The 18,922-nt window shown below is 73.6% G+C and carries 14 protein-coding genes; 7 read left to right on the top strand and 7 right to left on the bottom strand.

Going from position 1 to position 18,922, the window contains the following annotated elements:
• Nucleotides 1-50: 50 nt before the first annotated feature.
• Complete coding sequence (locus BM223_RS16945) at nt 51-533, top strand: winged helix-turn-helix transcriptional regulator (protein ID WP_038682629.1); 483 nt, start codon at nt 51-53, stop codon at nt 531-533.
• Here BM223_RS16945 and BM223_RS16940 read toward each other — a convergent pair.
• Both BM223_RS16940 and BM223_RS16935 read right to left on the bottom strand, forming a co-directional pair.
• Nucleotides 508-1,536, bottom strand: coding sequence for a nitronate monooxygenase (locus BM223_RS16940; protein ID WP_038682627.1), 1,029 nt, complete (start codon nt 1,534-1,536; stop codon nt 508-510). The genes BM223_RS16945 and BM223_RS16940 overlap by 26 nt on opposite strands.
• Before the next feature lie 28 nt (nt 1,537-1,564).
• Nucleotides 1,565-1,969, bottom strand: a complete 405-nt coding sequence (locus BM223_RS16935) for a DUF2231 domain-containing protein (protein WP_038682625.1) — start codon at nt 1,967-1,969, stop codon at nt 1,565-1,567.
• 123 nt (nt 1,970-2,092) lie between these two features.
• Between BM223_RS16935 and BM223_RS16930 the strand changes: the two genes are divergently transcribed.
• Both BM223_RS16930 and BM223_RS16925 read left to right on the top strand, forming a co-directional pair.
• Nucleotides 2,093-2,713: a superoxide dismutase gene (locus BM223_RS16930; protein ID WP_038682623.1), complete on the top strand. Its 621-nt coding sequence runs from the start codon at nt 2,093-2,095 to the stop codon at nt 2,711-2,713.
• Nucleotides 2,710-2,973, top strand: a complete 264-nt coding sequence (locus tag BM223_RS16925; RefSeq protein ID WP_052139152.1) for a hypothetical protein — start codon at nt 2,710-2,712, stop codon at nt 2,971-2,973. The genes BM223_RS16930 and BM223_RS16925 overlap by 4 nt, the downstream gene beginning before the upstream one ends.
• 3 nt (nt 2,974-2,976) lie before the next feature.
• Here BM223_RS16925 and BM223_RS16920 read toward each other — a convergent pair whose 3' ends face one another.
• Entirely contained in the window at nt 2,977-4,272 is a 1,296-nt protein-coding gene (locus BM223_RS16920) for an MFS transporter (protein ID WP_038682620.1), read from the bottom strand.
• A 125-nt stretch (nt 4,273-4,397) separates the two neighbouring features.
• Here BM223_RS16920 and BM223_RS16915 point away from each other — a divergent pair, with 125 nt between their 5' ends.
• The 4 genes from BM223_RS16915 (at nt 4,398) to BM223_RS16900 (ending at nt 14,606) form a co-directional block, all read left to right on the top strand.
• Nucleotides 4,398-12,542 carry a DUF7507 domain-containing protein gene (locus tag BM223_RS16915; protein ID WP_052139151.1) on the top strand — a complete coding sequence of 2,715 codons (8,145 nt, stop codon included), beginning with the start codon at nt 4,398-4,400 and terminating at the stop codon, nt 12,540-12,542.
• Nucleotides 12,543-12,572: 30 nt separating this feature from the next.
• Nucleotides 12,573-12,875, top strand: a complete 303-nt coding sequence (locus BM223_RS16910; RefSeq protein WP_052139150.1) for a DUF1905 domain-containing protein — start codon at nt 12,573-12,575, stop codon at nt 12,873-12,875.
• A gap of 142 nt (nt 12,876-13,017) precedes the next feature.
• A complete protein-coding gene (locus tag BM223_RS16905) occupies nt 13,018-13,395 on the top strand; it encodes a YciI family protein (RefSeq protein WP_038682618.1) in 378 nt (125 codons plus the stop codon).
• A complete protein-coding gene (locus BM223_RS16900) occupies nt 13,392-14,606 on the top strand; it encodes an RNA polymerase sigma factor (protein WP_038682616.1) in 1,215 nt (404 codons plus the stop codon). The genes BM223_RS16905 and BM223_RS16900 overlap by 4 nt, the downstream gene beginning before the upstream one ends.
• On the opposite strand, the gene BM223_RS16895 is transcribed toward BM223_RS16900, so the two are convergent.
• Genes BM223_RS16895 through BM223_RS16880 form a run of 4 tightly spaced genes read right to left on the bottom strand, consistent with a single transcriptional unit; the run spans nt 14,575 to nt 18,821 of the window.
• Nucleotides 14,575-15,852 carry an ATP-binding protein gene (locus tag BM223_RS16895; protein WP_038682614.1) on the bottom strand — a complete coding sequence of 426 codons (1,278 nt, stop codon included), beginning with the start codon at nt 15,850-15,852 and terminating at the stop codon, nt 14,575-14,577. The two genes, BM223_RS16900 and BM223_RS16895, sit on opposite strands and share 32 nt — an antisense overlap.
• Nucleotides 15,845-16,615, bottom strand: a complete 771-nt coding sequence (locus BM223_RS16890) for a response regulator transcription factor (RefSeq protein WP_038682612.1) — start codon at nt 16,613-16,615, stop codon at nt 15,845-15,847. The genes BM223_RS16895 and BM223_RS16890 overlap by 8 nt, the downstream gene beginning before the upstream one ends.
• The gene (locus BM223_RS16885; protein WP_038682610.1) at nt 16,616-17,014 is read right to left on the bottom strand and encodes a hypothetical protein; all 399 of its coding nucleotides are present in this window, start codon (nt 17,012-17,014) and stop codon (nt 16,616-16,618) included.
• A 4-nt stretch (nt 17,015-17,018) separates the two neighbouring features.
• Nucleotides 17,019-18,821: an Ig-like domain-containing protein gene (locus BM223_RS16880; RefSeq protein ID WP_038682608.1), complete on the bottom strand. Its 1,803-nt coding sequence runs from the start codon at nt 18,819-18,821 to the stop codon at nt 17,019-17,021.
• Nucleotides 18,822-18,922: the final 101 nt, after the last annotated feature.

The following is an 18,922-nucleotide window of genomic DNA, read 5'->3' as shown; positions in this document are numbered from 1 at the left end:
GTAGAGGTCTGACTATGGATTTGAAAAGTCAGCCCGGTATGATGTGCACCATGCCGTTCCAGCTCGAAGGCCACCTCGCCACCCGCGAGGCCCCCCTCGGCGACCACTGCCCGATCTCCCGGTCGCTCGACGTCGTCGGCACCCGGACCGCGATGCTCCTGGTGCGCGAGGCCTTCTACGGCGCGAGCCGGTTCGACGACCTCGTCCAGCGCGTGGGCGTCACCGAGGCGGTCGCGGCCCAGCGGCTGCGCCAGCTGGTCGAGGCGGGGGTCCTCGCCAAGGAGGCCTACCGCGAGCCGGGCCAGCGCACCCGGCAGCGCTACGTCCTCACCGAGGCCGGCCACGACCTCCTGCCGATCGTGGTCGCCTTCCTCGACTGGGGCAACCGGCACACGCCGGCGCCGACGGCCGCGCGACCCGAGCTGAGTCACGCCGGCTGCGGCGAGAGCGTCCGCGCCGTCGTGCGGTGCGCGGGCGGGCACGACGTCCCCGAGGAGGACGTCGTGGTCAGAGCCCCGCGGCGAGCTCGCTGACGATCGTCGCGGCGGGCGCCTCGCGCGCGGCCCGGTAGCCCGTCCCGGCCCACAGGTGCAGGCGTTCCGGGTCGCCGGCGCGGGCTGCCGCGCGGCGCAGGTCCCGGGTCAGGTGGTGCAGCTCCGGGTACCCGTGCGGCGCCTCGCTGTGGTGGCGCGCGACGAACCCGTTGGCCAGGGCCCGCGCGGGACGCCCGGTGAAGGAGTGCGTCACCGTCGTCCGCGCGTACGCCGGGTCGGCGAGCGCCGCGCGGTGCGTGGCGGAGGTGCCGGCCTCGGTCGCGCGCAGCAGCAGCGTCCCCACGGCGACCGCCTCGGCGCCGGCGTCGAGCAGCGCCCGGACGGCGGCGCTCCCGTCGACGCCGCCCCCGGCGACCAGCGGCAGCGCCGACACGCCCCGCACGGCGCGGACGACGTCGGCCGTGGGGCCGTCGGCGATCGGCCGGCGCGGGTCGAAGGTCCCGCTGTGCCCGCCCGCGCCCGGTCCCTGGACGACGAGCCCGTCGACGCCGGCCTCCTCGGCCGCGCGCGCCTCGCCGGCCGTCGTGACCGTGGCGAGCACCTGGGTCCCCGCGCGCCGCAGTGCCGCGATGTCCGCACGGCCGGGGAGCCCGAACGTCAGCGACACGACCGGGACCGGCGTGGCGAGCAGCAGGTCGACCTTGGCCCGCCAGGCGTCGTCGTCGTGGCGGGGCTCGTCGGGCAGCACGACGCCGAGCGCCTCGGCCTCGGCCCGGATCGCCGCCGCGTACGCCGTGAACGCGGCCGGCTCGATCGCCCCCTCCTGCGGCACGAACAGGTTCACCCCGAACGACCGCCCGGTGGCCGCGGCGCCGGCCTGGGCCGTGGCGAGGTCGGCGGCGAACGCCTCCGCGGTCAGGTAGCCGGCCGGCCAGAAGGCGAAGCCGCCCGCCGCGCCCACCGCGGCGGCGAGAGCGGGCGTGGACGCGCCCCCGGCCATCGGCGCGGCGACGAGGGGGAGGTCGGAGTCGAGCAGCGGCACCCGTCCAGCATCCCGCACCGGCACGGGCTCAGGGAGCGGTCGTGCTCGATGTCACCTGGTCGCCCCACGCCGCCCGCGCGCCGGAGTCGCCGACGCGGTAGACCTGCACGCCGGCGGCGGCCCGGCGTCCCGACCAGGTCAGTGCCGTCGCGAGGGCCAGGAGCGGGATCGCGAACCAGATCAGCTGCTCGCCCAGTGCGGCGTGCGCGCCGGGATCGCCGACGTGGCGCTCGAGCGCCTCGCCGCTGGACGTGGCGACCGGCAGGAGCACCGTCGCGACGAGTCCGGCGGCCACGACGAGGTGGCCGTACCTGGCTCGCCAGGCGGGCCGCACGGCGATCGCCAGGGTGCCGAGCACCGCGAGGGGCAGCAGCACCACGACCGCGTGGACCACGAGCGGGTGGACGGGGAGACCGTCGATGAGGTCGAACATGACGTCAGGGTGGTGCCGGGAGCCTGACACCCACCTGAACACCGCCGGCTCGCCCGCCCCGGCAGTGCGAGGCGTCGTCCGGCGCTATTTGCAATTCATTCGCAATAGCGACAAATTGGCAACATGTCCGCCTACGCCCTCCCCGACCTCCCCTACGACTACTCCGCGCTCGAGCCGTACCTCTCCGGCGAGATCATGGAGCTGCACCACAGCAAGCACCACAACGCCTACGTCACGGGCATCAACACCGCCGTCGAGCAGCTCGCCGAGGCCCGCGAGCAGGAGTCCTTCGGCAGCCTCTCGACGCTGGAGAAGAACCTCGCGTTCCACCTCGGCGGCCACGTCAACCACTCGGTCTTCTGGCCGAACATGTCCCCCGACGGCGGTGACAAGCCGACCGGTGAGCTCGCGCAGGCGATCGACGAGTACTTCGGCGGCTTCGACAAGTTCCGTGCGCACTTCCAGGCCAACGCGCTCGGCGTCCAGGGCTCCGGGTGGTCGGTGCTGACGTGGGACGTCCTGGGGCAGCGGCCGTACATCATCCAGCACTTCGACCACCAGGGGAACGTCCCGGTCTGCATGGTCCCGCTGCTCATGCTCGACATGTGGGAGCACACGTACTACCTGCAGTACAAGAACGACAAGGCCACCTTCGTGCAGCAGTGGTGGAATATCGTCAACTGGGCCGACGTCCAGCGCCGGTTCGACGCCGCGCTCTCGCAGACCCCGGGCCTGATCGCATGACCGACCAGGTACGGCGGGCCGAGCTCGCGCCCGTCGTCGAGGCGGCCCAGCGGGTGGCCGGCGTCATCGCGGCCCGCGGCCGCGGCGACGCGGCCGGCGCGAGGGACCTGCTGCAGACCTTCGCCGACGAGCACGAGCTCGCCGGCGGGGCACTGCTCGTGGCGGAGCTCAGCCTCGGTCTGCTCCGCAACGAGACGGGCGAGTCGCTCGACGAGTGCGTGCGTGAGCTGTGCGTGGTGATGGAGTCGAGCCTGCGCTGAGGCTCAGGTCCGCGGCGCGGGCGCGGCGGTGGTGATCCGGTAGCGCACGAACGACGGCACCAGCAGCGCCGCCACGACCGTCAGCACGACGACGAGCACGCCGCCGCCGGCCGCCGCGGCGGCCGTGCCGACCATGGCGGCGGAGGCGCCGTGGGCGACGTCGGCGAGGCGGGGGCCACCGGCGACGACGACGATGAAGATCCCCTGGAGCCGGCCGCGCACCTCGTCGGCGGCGGCGGTCTGGAGCATCGAGGTGCGGAAGGCGGCCGAGGCCATGTCGGCAGCGCCGCCGATGACGAGCATCAGGACGGCGACCACGAGCCACACGTGCACCGACCCGGGCAGTGCGTCGGCGCCGAGGACCGCGAGGCCGAAGCCGACCATCGCCAGGCCCCAGACGATGATGCACCAGATGACGGCTCGGCCCTGCCCGCTCACCCGCGAGACCCACCCGGAGAAGACGCCGCCGAGCACCGCGCCGAGGGGGATGCCGGCGAACAGCAGCGCGAACGCCAGGCCACCCTCGTCCGGGCCGAGGAAGCTCTCGTGGGCGACCTGGGGGAACAGCGCCCGGGGCATGCCGAAGAGCATCGCGATGATGTCGACGACGAACGACATCATCAGCACCGGCTGGGTGCGGAGGTAGGTGATGCCCTCGATCACCGAGCGCAGGCCGGGAGTGCCGGTCGTGACGCCCTCGATCGGCAGCGGCGGCAGCCGGAGCACGGCCCAGAGGGTGGCGAGCAGGCACAGGGCGTCCGCGAGGTAGAGCCAGGCGAAGCCGGTGAAGGGGATGAGCACGCCGGCGATGAGGGGGCCGCCGATGGCGCCGGCCTGCATGACGGTCATGTTGAGCGAGTTCGCGGCGGGCAGGACGTCGGCGTCGAGCAGCCGGGGCAGGACCGCCGCCCGGGTGGGCTGGTTGATCGCGAAGAACGCCTGCTGGACGGCGAACAGGCTCAGCAGCAGCCACACGTTCCCCGACCCGAGCGCCGCCTGCACCCAGAACAGCGCAGCGGTCCCGATCAGGCCGGTCGTGGTGACGAGCAGGAGCGTGCGCCGGTCGAAGTGGTCGGCGAGCGCGCCGCCCCACAGGCCGAACACGACAAGGGGGACCAGGCCGAAGATCCCGGTCAGGCCGACGTACGCCGACGACCCGGTCTCGGCGTAGATCTGCGCCGGGACGGCGACCACGGTCAGCTGGGCACCGACGACGGTGATGATGTTCGCCGTCCACAGCCGCCGGAAGTGCGGGTTCTGCAACGGCCGGGTGTCGGCCAGCAACCCGCGGAGACTCACCGGACAAGGCTACGGACCTCGGCCCGGCGATGCAGAATCGCCGGACTGCGTCGGGAAATCGCCGATTTGCGCACAGAACCTCGTCGCGGCGCGCCCCGCAGGCGGATGCTCTCGACAATGCGGCCATGGGGTTCCGCAGCAGGCGTCACCGGCGACGCACGGGCTGGCACGGCGCGGTCGTCCTCGCGCTCCTGGCGGGCCTCGCCGCCAGCGGGACCGCCGCGCCGCTCGCGATGGCACCGGCGTCGTCCGTGCTCGCGGCGGCCGCGCCCGGCAACCCGGGGGTGCCCGCGGCGCCGGTCCAGGTCTTCCACGAGGACTTCGAGAACGGCGTCGGCGCCACCGCCAGCCGGCTGCCCGGCTACACCGGCGCCCAAGGGCAGACCTACACGGGCGCCGCCTTCTGGACCGACCAGGGGCAGTGCAACGGCGTCATCCTGCAGTACGCGAGCACGACCTTCCCGAGCGGCTTCTGCACGACCGGCAACTCCGCCCAGCCCAACGTGCGCCGGATCGCCGACGTCCTCGGCCAGGTCGAGGCAGGGGTGGTCGGCAGCACCAGCACGGCGACCCCGGTCAACGGCTCGACCGCGGCGACCCAGCGCAACCACGCGGTCACCGCCTGGACCGGCAACGTCAACGGCGCCGACAACCAGATCGTCGCGCAGAGCTCCCCGTTCCGGCTCACCCCCAACGGCAAGCGGTTCTACACCACGTCGGTCAACGTGGCCGAGGTCTCCTGCACCTACCTCAACGGCGCGAACAACTCGCGGCTCGACTTCGTCCTCCTGGCGGGCACCCAGGAGATCCCGGTCAACAGCGACCCGATCCGGGCCTGCCGCGACAGCAACGTCCGCTACTACACGTCGCCGCCGCTCGGGGGATGGGGCAACGGCGGCAACTACGTGGCGGCCGGGCGCTACTACTCCGACAGCTCCGCGCTCATCGACACCGACCAGGTCAGCCAGCTCGCGCTGCGGATGCGCAACCAGGTCGGCTCGAGCCAGGGCAACGACTTCGGCTGGGACGAGCTCCGGCTCTTCGACGCGACTCCCCAGCTCGACAAGGCGTTCTCGCCCGGCTCGGTCCCCGTCGGCGGGACGTCGACGCTGACCTTCACCGTCACCAACACCTCCGAGCTGGCCGAGAAGGCGGGCTGGGCGTTCACCGACGCGCTCCCCGACGGCCTGCTGGTCGCCGACCCCGCCGGCATCGGCGGCACCTGCCGCGCCACCACGACCGCGACCCCCGGGTCGAGCACGATCACGGTCGCCGACGGCACGCTCGCCGAGGGGGAGCGCTCCTGCACGATCACCGTCCAGGTCACCTCGAAGCGCCCGGGGCCCGCCGACCCGACGCCGATCGTGTTCGAGAACGGCCCCGACAACCTCACCACCAGCGGCCTCAACCCGCCGGGCACCGCCAAGGTCGAGTTCTTCACGAGGCCCGAGCTGACCCTCGCCAAGACGAGCACCGGCACCGGCGCCTCGCGGGTGGGCGACACCGTCGGCTACACGGTCACCGGCACCAACACCGGCACCGGCAACTACACCGCCGACAAGCCCGCGGTGGTGGTCGACGACCTGTCCGGCGTGCTCGACGACGCCGACCTGGTCGGGGGCTCGCTGCGCGCGCGGGTCAACGGCGTCCCGGTCGACCCGCCGCGGCTCGAGGGCAGCCGGCTGGTCTGGGAGGGGCCGCTGCCGGTCGACCAGGACGTCGTCATCGACTACGACGTGGTGCTCAAGAAGGGCGGTGACAGCAGGGTCGCCAACACCGCGTTCCCGGCCGACGGCCCCTACGACGGCGACGACCCGCCGGCCTCCCCGGCCTGCGGCCAGCAGGGCGCGGTCTGCACCGAGGTGCTGCTGCCGGCGATCACGCTCGACAAGTCGGTCGACGAGTCGTCGTACCTGTGGAACGGCACGGTCCACTACAAGTTCGTGGTCACCAACACCGGGCAGGTGCCGCTCAGCGACGTTCGCGTCGACGAGACCGCGTTCGACGGCGCCGGGTCGATCTCCGAGGTCTCCTGCCCGCGGACCACCCTCGCCGTAGGGGCCTCGATGACGTGCACGGCGACCTACACCGCCACCGGGCCCGACGTCGACCAGGGCTCGCTGACCAACACCGCCACCGCGAGCGGGACGCCGCCCGCCGGGGCCGCCGTGACGTCCGACCCCGACTCCGCGTCCGTCCCCGCCGACCAGCAGCCCGCGCTGCGCTTCGAGAAGTACGCCGACACCAACACCATCGACCGGGCCGGCCAGGTGATCGTCTACCGCTTCCGGGTCTACAACGACGGCAACGTCACGCTCTCCGACATCCGCGTCGACGAGATGTCGTTCACCGGCACGGGCGACCCGCCGGTCCCCGAGTGCCCACGCACCACGCTGGCCGCCTACACCGACATGACCTGCCGGGCGACCTACACCGTCACCCAGGACGACGTCGACAACCAGGCGCTCACCAACACCGCTCAGGCCCGGGCGACGACGCCCGACGGGCAGGAGCTGACCGAGACCGACACGGTCCGCACGCCGGGCGACCCGCGGCCCGCCCTCACCCTGGTCAAGGACAGCCCCGCTCGCGATCTCGTCGCCGGCGAGACGATCCGCTACTACTTCCGGGTCACCAACACCGGCAACGTCACGATGGAGACGCCGACCATCGACGAGCTGAGCTTCGACGGCAGCGGGCAGCTGTCGGCCATCACGTGCCAGGAGCGCGACGAGCCGTTCTACCCCACCCGCTCGGTGCTGTGCTGGGCCGACTACCGGGTCACCCAGGCCGACGTCGACCAGGGCGAGATCACCAACACCGCCGTCGCCTCGGCCCACGTCGCCGGCGACGACGACCCGGACCGCCGGCCGACCCGGTCCAACGAGGCGTCCAAGCGCCTGCCGGGCACCCCGGCCCCCGGCATCTCGCTGGTCAAGCGGGCCGACCGTGACGAGATCGTCGTGGGCCAGCAGGTGACCTACTCGTTCGACGTGACGAACACCGGCAACGTGACGCTCGGCAATGTCGCCATCGACGAGTGGGACTTCAGCGGGACGGGCGAGATCAGCGCGATCTCCTGTCCTGAGGGGGCGCTCGCGCCCGACGCGACGACGACGTGCACGGCGACCTACACGCCCACCCAGGCCGACGTCGACGCCGGCGGCATCTCCAACACCGCGGTCGCGACCGCGACCCAGCCCGACGGCTCGTCGCTGACCTCCACCCCGTCGGCGCTCGAGATCCCGGGTCGCGGGCAGCCGGAGCTGACCCTGGTCAAGACGGCCGACCGGGCGTCGTACGAGCTTGGGGACACGATCACCTACACCTTCACGGTGACCAACACCGGCAACGTGACGATCGACGACGTCACCGTCACCGAGGGGTCGTTCACCGGCAGCGGCGACCTGTCGGCGATCACCTGCGGCGCGGCGGCCGCCTCGCTGGCGCCCGACGAGAGCGTCGACTGCACGGCGACGTACGAGGTGACCCAGGCCGACGTCGACCGCGGCTCGGTCGACAACACCGCCACCGCCGGGGGAAGGACGACCACGGGCGACGACGTCACGTCCGGTCCCGCCGACGCGTCAGTGCCCGCCGACCAGCGGCCGGCGATCGCGATCGAGAAGTCGGCCGACAAGGACGAGGTCGTCGCCGGCGAGACGATCCGCTACTTCTTCGACGTCACCAACTCCGGCGACGTCACGCTGCGCGACATCCTCGTGCTCGACGGGCAGGACTTCACCGGCAACGGCGACGAGCTCGAGATCCTGTGCCGCGCCTCCGACACCCAGGTGCTCGCGCCCGGCGCGACGATCCGGTGCTGGGCCGACTACGTGGTCGTCCAGGCCGACGTCGACCAGGGCGGTCTCGACAACACCGCCGACGCCTCGGGTCTGCCGCCGCAGGGGGAGCGCGTGCTCTCCGACCGGGCCAGCCTGTCGATCCCCGCCGACCAGGATCCGGCCCTGTCGCTGGTGAAGAGCAACGACGCGACCGGCCCGCTCGAGGCCGGGCAGCAGATCACCTACACCTTCGTGGTGACCAACACCGGCAACGTGACGATGACCGACATCCGGATCCGCGAGGACGCCTTCACCGGGACGGGCACGATGCCCGCCGCCACCTGCACCCCGGACGACCTGCGGGCCGCGCTCCCGCCGGGCGACCAGGTGACCTGCAGCGCCACCTACGAGGTGACCCAGGACGACGTCGACGCGGGCACCATCGACAACACCGCGTCCGCGGGCGGCGTCCCGCCCTCCGGAGGTGACCCGGTGTGGTCCGTGCCGGACTCGTCGAAGGCGCCCTTCGAGGCGGCTCCGGCGATCTCCCTGGTGAAGTCGGCGAGCACCGACAGGCTCGTGGCCGGCGAGACGGTGACCTACTCGTTCCGGGTGACCAATGACGGCAACGTGACGCTGTCGTCGGTCGGGATCGCCGAGGGGTCGTTCACGGGTTCGGGGGCGATGTCGGCGATCGAGTGCCCGTCCGGGTTGTTGGCGCCGGGTGCGTCGGTGACGTGCACGGCGACCTACGAGGTGACGCAAGCCGATGTCGATGCGGGCTCGGTGCGCAACACCGCGACCGCGCACGGGACTCCGCCGGGTGAGGGCGCGGAGCCGGTCCGGTCGGCGCCGTCCTCGGCCGAGCTGACCGCCGAGGCCGAGCCCGCGGTCTCCTTGGTGAAGTCGGCGAGCACCGACAGGCTCGTGGCCGGCGAGATGGTGACCTACTCGTTCGAGGTGACCAATGACGGCAACGTGACGCTGTCGTCGGTGGGGATCAGTGAGGGGGCGTTCACGGGTTCGGGCGCGATGTCCGCGATCGACTGCCCGCCAGGTGCGTTGGCGCCCGGCGACTCGGTGACCTGCACGGCGACCTACGAGGTGACCCAGGCCGATGTCGATGCGGGCGCGGTGCGCAACACCGCGACCGCGCACGGGACTCCGCCGGGCGAGGACGCGGGGCCGGTCCGGTCGGCGCCGTCCTCGGCCGAGCTGACCGCCGACGCCGAGCCCGCGGTCTCCTTGGTGAAGTCGGCGAGCACCGACAGGCTCGTGGCCGGCGAGATGGTGACCTACTCGTTCGAGGTGACCAACGACGGCAACGTGACGCTGTCGTCCGTCGGGATCAGTGAAGGGTCGTTCACGGGTTCGGGCGCGATGTCCGCGATCGAGTGCCCGTCCGGGTCGTTGGCGCCGGGCGACTCGGTGACCTGCACGGCGACCTACGAGGTGACCCAGGCCGATGTCGATGCGGGCTCGGTGACCAACACTGCGACCGCGCACGGGACTCCGCCCGGCGACGGCGCCGAGCCCGTCCGGTCCGACCCGTCCTCGGCCGAGCTGACCGCGGAGGCCGCGCCCGCGCTGACCCTCGCCAAGTCCGCCGACCCGGTCTCGGACGTGGTCTCCGGCGACGTGGTGACCTACTCGTTCCTGGTCACCAACACCGGCAACGTGACGCTGACGTCGGTCGGCGTCACCGAGGGCTCGTTCTCGGGCTCGGGGGCGATGTCGGCGATCGAGTGCCCGGGCGGTCCGCTCGCGCCGGGAGGCGCGGTGACGTGCACGGCGACGTACGAGGTCACCCAGGACGACGTCGACGCCGGCTCGATCACCAACACCGCGACCGCGTCCGGCACGCCGCCCGGCGACGACGCCCAGCCGGTGACCTCGCCGCCGGCCGACGCCGAGGTCACCGCCGACCAGACGCCGAGCATCGACCTGGTGAAGTCCACGACGACCGAGGACCTGGTCGCCGGCGAGACCATCACGTACTCGTTCGTCGTCACCAACACCGGGACGGTGACCCTGCACGACCTCGCGGTGTCCGAGGACGCCTTCGACGGGACCGGCACCCTGTCGGCCGTCTCGTGCCCTGACGACAGCCTCGCGGCGGGTGCGCAGACGACGTGCGCGGCGACCTACACGGTGACCCAGGACGACGTCGACCGCGGCACGCTGACCAACACCGCGACCGCGTCCGGTACGCCCCCCTCCGGCTCACCGGTCGCGTCCGACCCGTCGAGCGCGCAGGTGCCGGCCGATCCGGAGCCGTCCGTGTCCCTGGACAAGTCGGCCTCGCCGGCGACGATCGCTCAGGCCGGCGAGACGGTGACCTACTCGTTCGTGGTGACCAACACCGGCAACGTCACGCTGCACGACGTGGCGATCGCCGAGGGCGCGTTCAGCGGGACCGGTGCGCTGTCCGCGATCAGGTGCCCCGAGACGCGGCTCGTGCCGGGAGAGCGGACGACGTGCACGGCGACGTACGAGGTGACCCAGGACGACGTCGACGCCGGCTCGATCACCAACACGGCGACCGCGTCCGGCACGCCGCCCGGCGACGGCACCGAGCCGGTCACCTCGCCGCCGTCGGACGCCGAGGTGACGGCCGAGCCCGCGCCGGCGATCTCGCTGGTCAAGTCGGCCGCGCCGCTGCGGCTGACCCGGGCGGGCGAGACGGTGACCTACTCGTTCGTCGTGACCAACACCGGCAACCTGACGCTGCGCGCGATCGCTGTGTCGGAGGGCTCGTTCTCGGGGACCGGCGAGATGTCGGCGATCTCGTGCCCGGAGCCCGTGCTCGCGCCGGGGGAGCAGGAGACCTGCACGGCGTCGTACACGGTGACCCAGGAGGACGTCGATGCCGGCACCCTCGACAACACCGCGACGGCCGAGGGGACGCCGCCGTCCGGGCCGCCGGTCACCTCGGACCCGTCGAGCGCGCAGCTGCCGGCCGAGCCCGCGCCGTCGCTGACCCTCGACAAGTCCGCGTCGCCGGCGACGGTCGCGCGGGCGGGCGAGACGGTGACCTACTCGTTCGTCGTGACCAACACCGGCAACGTGACGCTGCACGACGTGGCGATCGCCGAGGGCGAGTTCAGCGGGACCGGTGCGCTGTCCGCGATCAGGTGCCCCGAGACGCGGCTGGCGCCGGGAGAGCGGACGACGTGCACCGCGACGTACGAGGTGACCCAGGACGACGTCGACGCCGGCTCGATCACCAACACGGCGACCGCGTCCGGCACGCCGCCCGGCGACGACGCCGAGCCGGTCACCTCGCCGCCCGACTCGGCCACGGTGACCGCGCCGCCGGCGCCGTCCCTCAGCCTCGTGAAGTCCGCCGAGCCCACCGGGCTGCGCGCCGGCCGGACGGTGACCTACTCGTTCGCCGTCACCAACACGGGCAACGTGACCCTGCACGACGTCGCGATCGACGAGCAGACGTTCACCGGGTCCGGCGACCTGTCGGCGATCACCTGCCCCGACGGCGACCTGGCGCCCGGCGCGCGGATCACCTGCGTGGCGACCTACGAGGTGACCCAGGACGACGTCGACGCCGGCGCCGTCGAGAACTCCGCGACGGCCACCGGGTCGACACCGGCCGGTGAGCCGGTGACCTCGCCGCCGTCGTCGGTGACGCTGACCGAGGAGCCCGCAGCCGCGATCGCCCTCGTCAAGAAGGCCGACCGGAGCACGCTGCGGGCCGGCGAGACCGTCACCTACTCCTTCGTCGTGACCAACACCGGCACCGTGCGGCTCCGCGAGGTGAGCGTCGCCGAGACGGCGTTCTCCGGCAGCGGCGCGATGTCCGCGATCGCGTGCCCGGCCGCCACGCTGGCCCCCGGCGACGCGATGACCTGCACGGCGACCTACGTCGCGACCCAGGCCGACGTCGACGCCGGCGGCCTCACCAACACGGCCACCGCCACGGGGACGCCGCCCGGCGCCGGCCCGCCGGTCACCTCACCGCCCGCCACGGTGAGCATCCCGGTCGCGGCCGACCCCGGCCTCGACCTGGTCAAGCGGAGTGATCGCCAGCGGTTCCGCGCCGGCGACCAGGTGACCTACACCTTCGAGCTGACCAACACCGGCAACGTGACGCTGCACGGCGCCCGGGTCCGGGAGGTCCGCTTCTCCGGCTCCGGCCCGCTCGGCGCGGTCCGGTGCCCCGACCTGAGCGGCGGCCTGGCCCCCGGGGCCCGCGTCGTCTGCACGGCGACCTACCGGACCACCGCGGACGACGTGCGGTCCGGCCGGCTGCGCAACGTCGCGGTGGCGGTCGCGACCGGTCCCGACGGCCCGGTGCGCAGCCCGCGCTCGCGCGTCGACCTCACGCCGGCGCCGCAGCCCCCGGTGCCCGGGCTGCCGGCGGCCGGGTCGCCCGTGCCGCGCGCCCTGGTGCCGCTCGGGCTCCTCCTGCTCGTGGCCGGAGGGGTGCTGACCGCGGGGGGCCGGCGCCGCTGCCGCCGGCGCCGATGAATCGGGTCCGGTGCAGGGGTCGGTAGGTCCATGAGCACCTCATCGCAGCCGAGCGGCGTCGGTCCGCTCGACATCACCTTCACCGAGACCCTGCGCCAGAGCGAGGCCAAGGGCGGCTGGACCTACGTCATCTGGCCCGGCTCCGTCGAGCGGTTCGGGACGCGGGGCCGGGTCAAGGTCCGCGGGACCGTCGACGGCGCGCCCTTCGAGACGTCGTTCATGGCGCTCGGCGACGGCACCCACAAGCTGCCCGTGGCGAACGCGCTGCGCGTCGACTCCGGCAAGCAGGCCGGCGACAGCGTCGAGATCCACCTCACCGAGCGCCTCGCCTGACCCGGCGGGCCGAGCCCGGATCCCCCTCCGCCGAAAAACTTCGTGCCAGGCTGTCGTACCGCACGTCCCCTCTTCGTGGTGAGGGTGAGCGGCGGTCATCGGGCCACCGCAGCACCCCACCAGAAACCCAAGGAGCACCACCATGACGCAGTACCTGCTGACCGTGCACGGCAGCGACGAGGACAACGCGGCGGTCCCCGAGGAGGAGTGGCCCGCGATGTTCGCCGCGGTCGACCGCTTCAACGACCAGCTGCGCACCGACGGCGTGTGGGTCTTCGCCGGCGGCCTGGAGAGCGTCGAGACCGCGACCGTCGTCGACGGGCAGGGCGAGACGCCCGTGTTCACCGACGGTCCCTACCTGGAGACCAAGGAGCACATCGGCGGCTTCTGGATCATCGACGTCCCCGACCTCGACGCCGCGCTGAAGTACGCCGCGGCCGGCTCGAAGGCCTGCCAGGGCAAGGTCGAGGTCCGGCCCTTCCAGGCCGAGCCCCCGGCCGACGCCCCGGCCGGCGCGTGAGCGTTGCCGGCGCTGCCGTCGAGCGGATCTTCCGCGACGAGTACGGCCGGCTGATCGCCTCCCTGGTCCGCCGCTTCGGCGACATCGACATCGCCGAGGACGCGGCCGGGGAGGCGCTCGTCGCCGCGCTCGAGAAGTGGCCGGTGGACGGCGTCCCGCCCAACCCGGGCGGGTGGCTCACCACCACGGCCGGCAACCGCGCGATCGACCGGTTGCGTCGCGAGAAGCTGCGGGACGGCAAGCACCAGGCGGCCGTCATGGCGTACGACCCCACCCCCCACGAGCCCACCGGCGTCATCGAGGACGACCGGTTGCGGCTGATCTTCACCTGCTGCCACCCGGCGCTCGCGCCGGAGGCCCGGATCGCGCTCACGCTGCGGCTGCTCGGCGGCCTCACCGTGGCCGAGATCGCGAGCGCCTTCCTCGTCCAGGAGACGACGATGGCCCAGCGCATCACCCGGGCGAAGAGCAAGATCAAGGGCGCGCACATCCCGTACCGCGTGCCGGAGCCGGCCGACCTGCCCGAGCGGGTGGGTGCGGTGCTCGCGGTGCTGCTGCTCATCTTCAACGAGGGCTACCTCGCGTCGGGCGACGGTGCGCCGGTGCGTGCCGAGCTGACCGGTGAGGCGATCCGGCTGGCCCGGACCCTCCACGACCTGCTGCCCGACGACCTCGAGGCGACCGGGCTGCTCGCGATGCTGCTGCTCACCGAGGCGCGCCGGGCGGCGCGGGTGCGCGACGGCGAGCTCGTCCCGCTCGAGGAGCAGGACCGCGGTGGCTGGGACCGCGCGCTCATCGCCGAGGGCCACGACCTGGTCCGGCGCTGCCTCGCGGCCAACCGGCCCGGGCGCTACCAGGTGCTGGCGGCGGTCAACGCCGTCCACACCGACGCGCCGACCGCGGCCGCGACGGACTGGTCGCAGGTGGTCGCGCTCTACGACCAGCTCGCCCGGATCGATCCGTCGCCGATCGTCGCGCTCAACCGCGCGGTCGCCGTCGCCGAGCTCGACGGACCCGAGGTCGCGCTGGCGGCCGTCGACCGGCTGCCGCTCGAGGGCTACCACGCGTGGCACGCCACCCGGGCCGAGCTGCTGCGGCGGCTCGGGCGCAGCGCCGACGCCCGCGAGCAGTACGACGCCGCGCTGGCCGTGTGCGACAACACCGCCGAGCGCGCCTACCTCAGCCGGCGTCGGGCCCAGCTGGTCGGCTGACCTGGTGGCCCCGCAGGGGGAGCCAGAGGACGAACCGGGTGGTCGCGGACGCCGCGTCGAGGGAGAGGTGCCCGCCGCAGACCTCGGCGAGCTCGGAGGCGACCGCCAGGCCGATGCCCTCGGACCCCTCGCCCCCGGTGCTCACGCCGCGCCGGAACACGGCGGCGTCGAGCGTCGCGGTGCCCTCGTCGCCGACCGCGACCTCGAGGTAGGTGCCGGCATCGGTGACCTCGACGGTGATGGTGCCGCGGCCGTGCGCCCGGGCGTTGTCGATCAGGACGTCGAGCACCTGCTCCAGCGGACCCGTCGGGATGCCGACGCGCGAGCGCCGTCCGGCCTTGTGGACGACGATCTCGCGCGACTCCTGGGCCAGCCGGGGCGCCCACCGGGCCACGCTCGCGCGGGCGAGGGTGGCGACGTCGACCTGCTCCTGCGCGTCGAGGCGCCGGCCGCGGGCGAGGTCGAGGAGCTCGTTGATGGCGGCGGTCAGCCGGTCGAGCTCGCCGATCCCCCGCTCCAGCTCGGCGGCCACCGCCGGGTCGGTCTCGGGCCAGAGGGTGAGGTCCTCGAGGTTGAGCCGCAGCGCGGTGATCGGGGTGCGCAGCTGGTGCGAGGCGTTGGCGGCGAACTCCCGCTCGCGGCGCAGGAGGTCGTCGAGCCGGGTGGCCGCGCCGCGGAGCGAGACGCCGATCGCCTCGGCCTCCGGCACGGCGTACGTCGGCACGTCGAGGTCGAAGCGCCCGCGGCCGAGCTCGCGGGAGTAGCCGGCGAGCTCCTGGAAGGGACGCGACAGCCGGCGGGCGAGGATCACGCCGAGGATCGCCGAGACCACCGCCAGGGCCAGCCCGAGCAGCACCAGCGGCATGATCGCGTCCCGGATCGTCGTCCCGATGGTGTCGCCGGAGACGCTCAGCCGCAGCGTGCTGCCGTCGTCGAGGGTCCGGCGGACGGTGATCCCGCCGGACCTGTCGGGTGCGCCACCCACCGCGACCGGCGGGCCGCTGGGCGGGCTCAGCTCGACCCGGTCGGCCGCGGCCAGGCCGACCGCCAGCATCCTCTCGTCGATCTTGCCGTGCTCGGAGGTGTGCTCGTCGAAGAGCTCCTGGAGGGCGGTCGCCGTGCCGTCGAGCCGGGCCCGCTCCTGGTTGCGGACGAGGTCGGCGATGAAGTACGCGCGGGGCACGCCGTACAGGCCGATCACCGCCAGCGTGAGGCCGACGAACGCGAGCACGAGCCGTTCACGCATCGCCGGCGGCGTCCTCCAGCCGGAAGCCGACGCCGCGCACGGTGTCGAGGCGGATCGGCGCGGCGCTCTCCTGGAGCTTCTGGCGCAGCCGCCCGACCGTGGCATCGAGGGTCTTCGTGGACCCGAACCAGTTCTCGTCCCAGACCTCGGCCATCAGCGTCTCGCGGGTGACCACCGCGCCGCGCTGGTCGTCGAGGAGGGCGAGCACGTCGAACTCCTTGGCCGTCAGCGGCAGCTCGTCGGTGGCGACCCAGGCGCGCCGTGCCGCGCGGTCGACCCGCAGCCCGCCGGGCGTCGCCGCCGGTGCGGGTGCGGCCGGTGCGGCCGGGGTGGTCGAGGCGGTCGGGGTGGTCGGCGCCGGAGACGCCACGTCGTCCGCCGTGACGACCTCCGGCCGGTGCGAGCGCCGCAGCAGGGCGCGGACCCGGGCGAGGAGCTCGGAGAGGCTGAACGGCTTGGCCAGGTAGTCGTCGGCCCCGACATCGAGCCCGACGACGCGGTCGAGCTCGCCCGCGCGGGCGGTGAGGATGACGATGCCGCCCGCGAAGCCGTCGGCGCGCAGCCGGCGGCACACGTCGAGCCCGTCGATGTCGCCGAGGCCGAGGTCGAGCAGCACGAGGTCGATGCCGCCGGCCGTGACGGTGTCGATGGCCGCCTGCCCGGAGGACACCCGGTCCACCTCGTAGCCCTCACGCTGGACGGCGCGCAGCAGCGGCGCGGCGATGGCGTCGTCGTCCTCGACGATCAGCAGGCGCACGGGCATTCACCGAGCATAGGGGGAGCCGTCGGTGGTGCCGTCGGACCGCGACCGGCGCGTACGCAGCCGGCGGTCGACATCGATCGCGACCAGGACGGCGAGCGGCAGCGCCAGCCCGGCCAGGCTGCGCAGGTCGAACGCGTGGCGGGCCTGCCCGGGCAGGCCGATGGTCAGGCTCAGCACGGTCAGCCCGAGCTGGGCGCCGCTCAGGAGCACCACCGCGAGCCGGGTCTCGAGGCAGCTGATCCGGGCCAGGGCGGCGGCCGCGACGAGCGTGAGCGGGCCGAGGAGGGCGCCGGTCGTCGAGCCGGGCCCGCCCAGGCCCACGGCCCACACCAGCTGGACGAGGCCGAGCAGACCGGCCAGTGCGGCGGCGGTGCGCGAGGCCCCGGTCGAGGTGCTCACCGGATCAGAGCTCCCGGTCGGCGGGGCCGGACTCGGTGGCCGGTGCCGTCGAGCACGGCGTCCCGGTCACCGAGGTGACGCCGGACGCCGGCGTCCACACGACGGTGCTCGCGGCGGTGACCGTCCGCAGCCCGGAGCCGGAGGCGAGCGTGCCGACCACGATCGTGATCACGGTGCGCTCGGCGCCGTCGACGGTGACGGTGGTCGCGGTCATCGTCGCGTTGAAGGTGACCGTGCGCCGGCTCTTGACGTAGTCCTCGCGCAGCGCGACGGAGCCGAGCGGTAGCGCCGTGCCGCTGCGCAGGACGTCGAGCGCGTCGCCGCGGTTGCCGGTCCCCAGCAGGTTGCCGTCGCGCAGGCGCAGCGTGACGGGCAGCGCGCTGCCCGTCCAGCCGCCGGTGACGCTGCCGGGAGCGATGGTGGTGCTGTAGGTCAGCGTGAGGCTGTCCCCCTGGTCGAGGCGGCCGACGGTGCCGTCGCCGTTGCTGGTCTGCACGTCGAGCGCGCGCAGGTGGCTGTTGTCGACCTTGCGCCCGGAGACGACCGCCGAGGTGGTGGTGATCCCGCGTCCGTCGAGGAGCAGGGCGCGCAGGTCGTACGAGCCGTCGGCGACGGCACGGGTGTCCCACGAGCAGGCGTAGGGCGCGGTGGTGTCGGTGCACAGGTCGGTCCACCCGGACGTGCCGGCCGGGGCGCGCTGGATCCGCACCGAGGTGACGCCCGCGCTGGAGTTGGCCTGCGCGGTGACGCCGACGGTCCCGGACAGGAACGCGCCCGGGTCGTCGAGCGAGACCGACGAGACCGTGTTGTCGACGACCCGGTTGGCCACGGTCGCCGAGGTGGCGGTGTTGCCGGCCACGTCGGTCGCGACGGCGCGGAACCCGTAGGTGCCGTCGGCCAACGCCGTGGTGGCGTAGCGGCAGGAGTAGGGGTCGCTGGTCAGCGTGCAGAGCGTCTGGAACGCCCCACCGGAGCGCGAGTACTGCAGCACGACCTGCTGGAGACCGGACCCGGCGTCGCTCGCCGAGGCCGCGAAGGTCGTCGTCCCGCTCAGGGGGGAGCCCGGGTCGACCATGCTCACGCTCGGCGCGGCGTTGTCGACGAGCACGTCGCTGACGACGGCGGAGGTGACGGAGGTGACCCCGGAGGTCGCGACGGCGCGCAGGTCGAACGAGTCGTTGGCGTACGACGTCGTGGGCCAGCTGCACGAGAACGGCGCGCTGAGGCCTGAGCACAGCGTCTTCCACTGGGTGGTGCCCGTCGGCGCGTACTGCACGGAGACCAGCCACGGCAGCACGCCGCCGTTGTAGACGGTCGCGCCGGTCTGGACCGTGCCGTGGACGACGTCGCCGGGGTCGGCGAGGACGACGAGGACGTTGTTGGCGACCGTCGCGCGGACCGGCTCGGAGACCGTGGTGTAGCCGGCGCCGTTGGTCGCGCGGGCCCGGACGTCGTACCCGCCGTCGGGGCCGGTGCGCGTGTCCCACGCGCAGCTGAACGGAGCAGTGGTGTCGACGCAGGCGGTCGTCCAGGTGCTCGTGCCCGGCGGGAGGTACTGGATGGTCACCGAGGCGATGCCGGACTCGGCGTCGCTCGCGCTCGCGGTCAGCGTGACGCTGCCCTGCAGGGGCGAGGCCGGTGCCTCCGCGGTCACGGCGGGGGCGGTCCAGTCGGCCGCCGCGCGGACCGTCGCGGTGCTGGTCGAGGTGCTGACGTAGGTGGCGTCGGAGAACCCGGTGGAGCGCAGTCCGCCGCCCACGAGGACGGCGGCGAGGAGGACCAGCGGCGGGACCAGGCTGCGGCGCATCGGGCTCTCCTCCCTGCGGGGTCGACGGTGGTTCCGGGCGATGTCTCAACGCTAGGGAGAAGGCCGCCACGGCCGGTCGACACGAAGACCACACGATCTCC

Origin of the sequence: Pimelobacter simplex (assembly GCF_900114845.1) — a bacterium.
GTDB classification, from domain to species: domain Bacteria; phylum Actinomycetota; class Actinomycetes; order Propionibacteriales; family Nocardioidaceae; genus Nocardioides; species Nocardioides simplex.
This window is presented reverse-complemented; position numbering and strand designations above follow the sequence as displayed.

What these genes read in the sequence shown, in the direction of transcription:
- BM223_RS16945 (WP_038682629.1), top strand. Translation starts at nt 51, where the DNA reads ATGCCGTTCCAGCTCGAAGGCCACCTCGCCACCCGCGAGGCCCCCCTC.
- BM223_RS16935 (WP_038682625.1), bottom strand. Translation starts at nt 1,969, where the DNA reads ATGTTCGACCTCATCGACGGTCTCCCCGTCCACCCGCTCGTGGTCCAC.
- BM223_RS16930 (WP_038682623.1), top strand. Translation starts at nt 2,093, where the DNA reads ATGTCCGCCTACGCCCTCCCCGACCTCCCCTACGACTACTCCGCGCTC.
- BM223_RS16925 (WP_052139152.1), top strand. Translation starts at nt 2,710, where the DNA reads ATGACCGACCAGGTACGGCGGGCCGAGCTCGCGCCCGTCGTCGAGGCG.
- BM223_RS16915 (WP_052139151.1), top strand. Translation starts at nt 4,398, where the DNA reads ATGGGGTTCCGCAGCAGGCGTCACCGGCGACGCACGGGCTGGCACGGC.
- BM223_RS16910 (WP_052139150.1), top strand. Translation starts at nt 12,573, where the DNA reads ATGAGCACCTCATCGCAGCCGAGCGGCGTCGGTCCGCTCGACATCACC.
- BM223_RS16905 (WP_038682618.1), top strand. Translation starts at nt 13,018, where the DNA reads ATGACGCAGTACCTGCTGACCGTGCACGGCAGCGACGAGGACAACGCG.
- BM223_RS16895 (WP_038682614.1), bottom strand. Translation starts at nt 15,852, where the DNA reads ATGCGTGAACGGCTCGTGCTCGCGTTCGTCGGCCTCACGCTGGCGGTG.
- BM223_RS16890 (WP_038682612.1), bottom strand. Translation starts at nt 16,615, where the DNA reads ATGCCCGTGCGCCTGCTGATCGTCGAGGACGACGACGCCATCGCCGCG.
- BM223_RS16880 (WP_038682608.1), bottom strand. Translation starts at nt 18,821, where the DNA reads ATGCGCCGCAGCCTGGTCCCGCCGCTGGTCCTCCTCGCCGCCGTCCTC.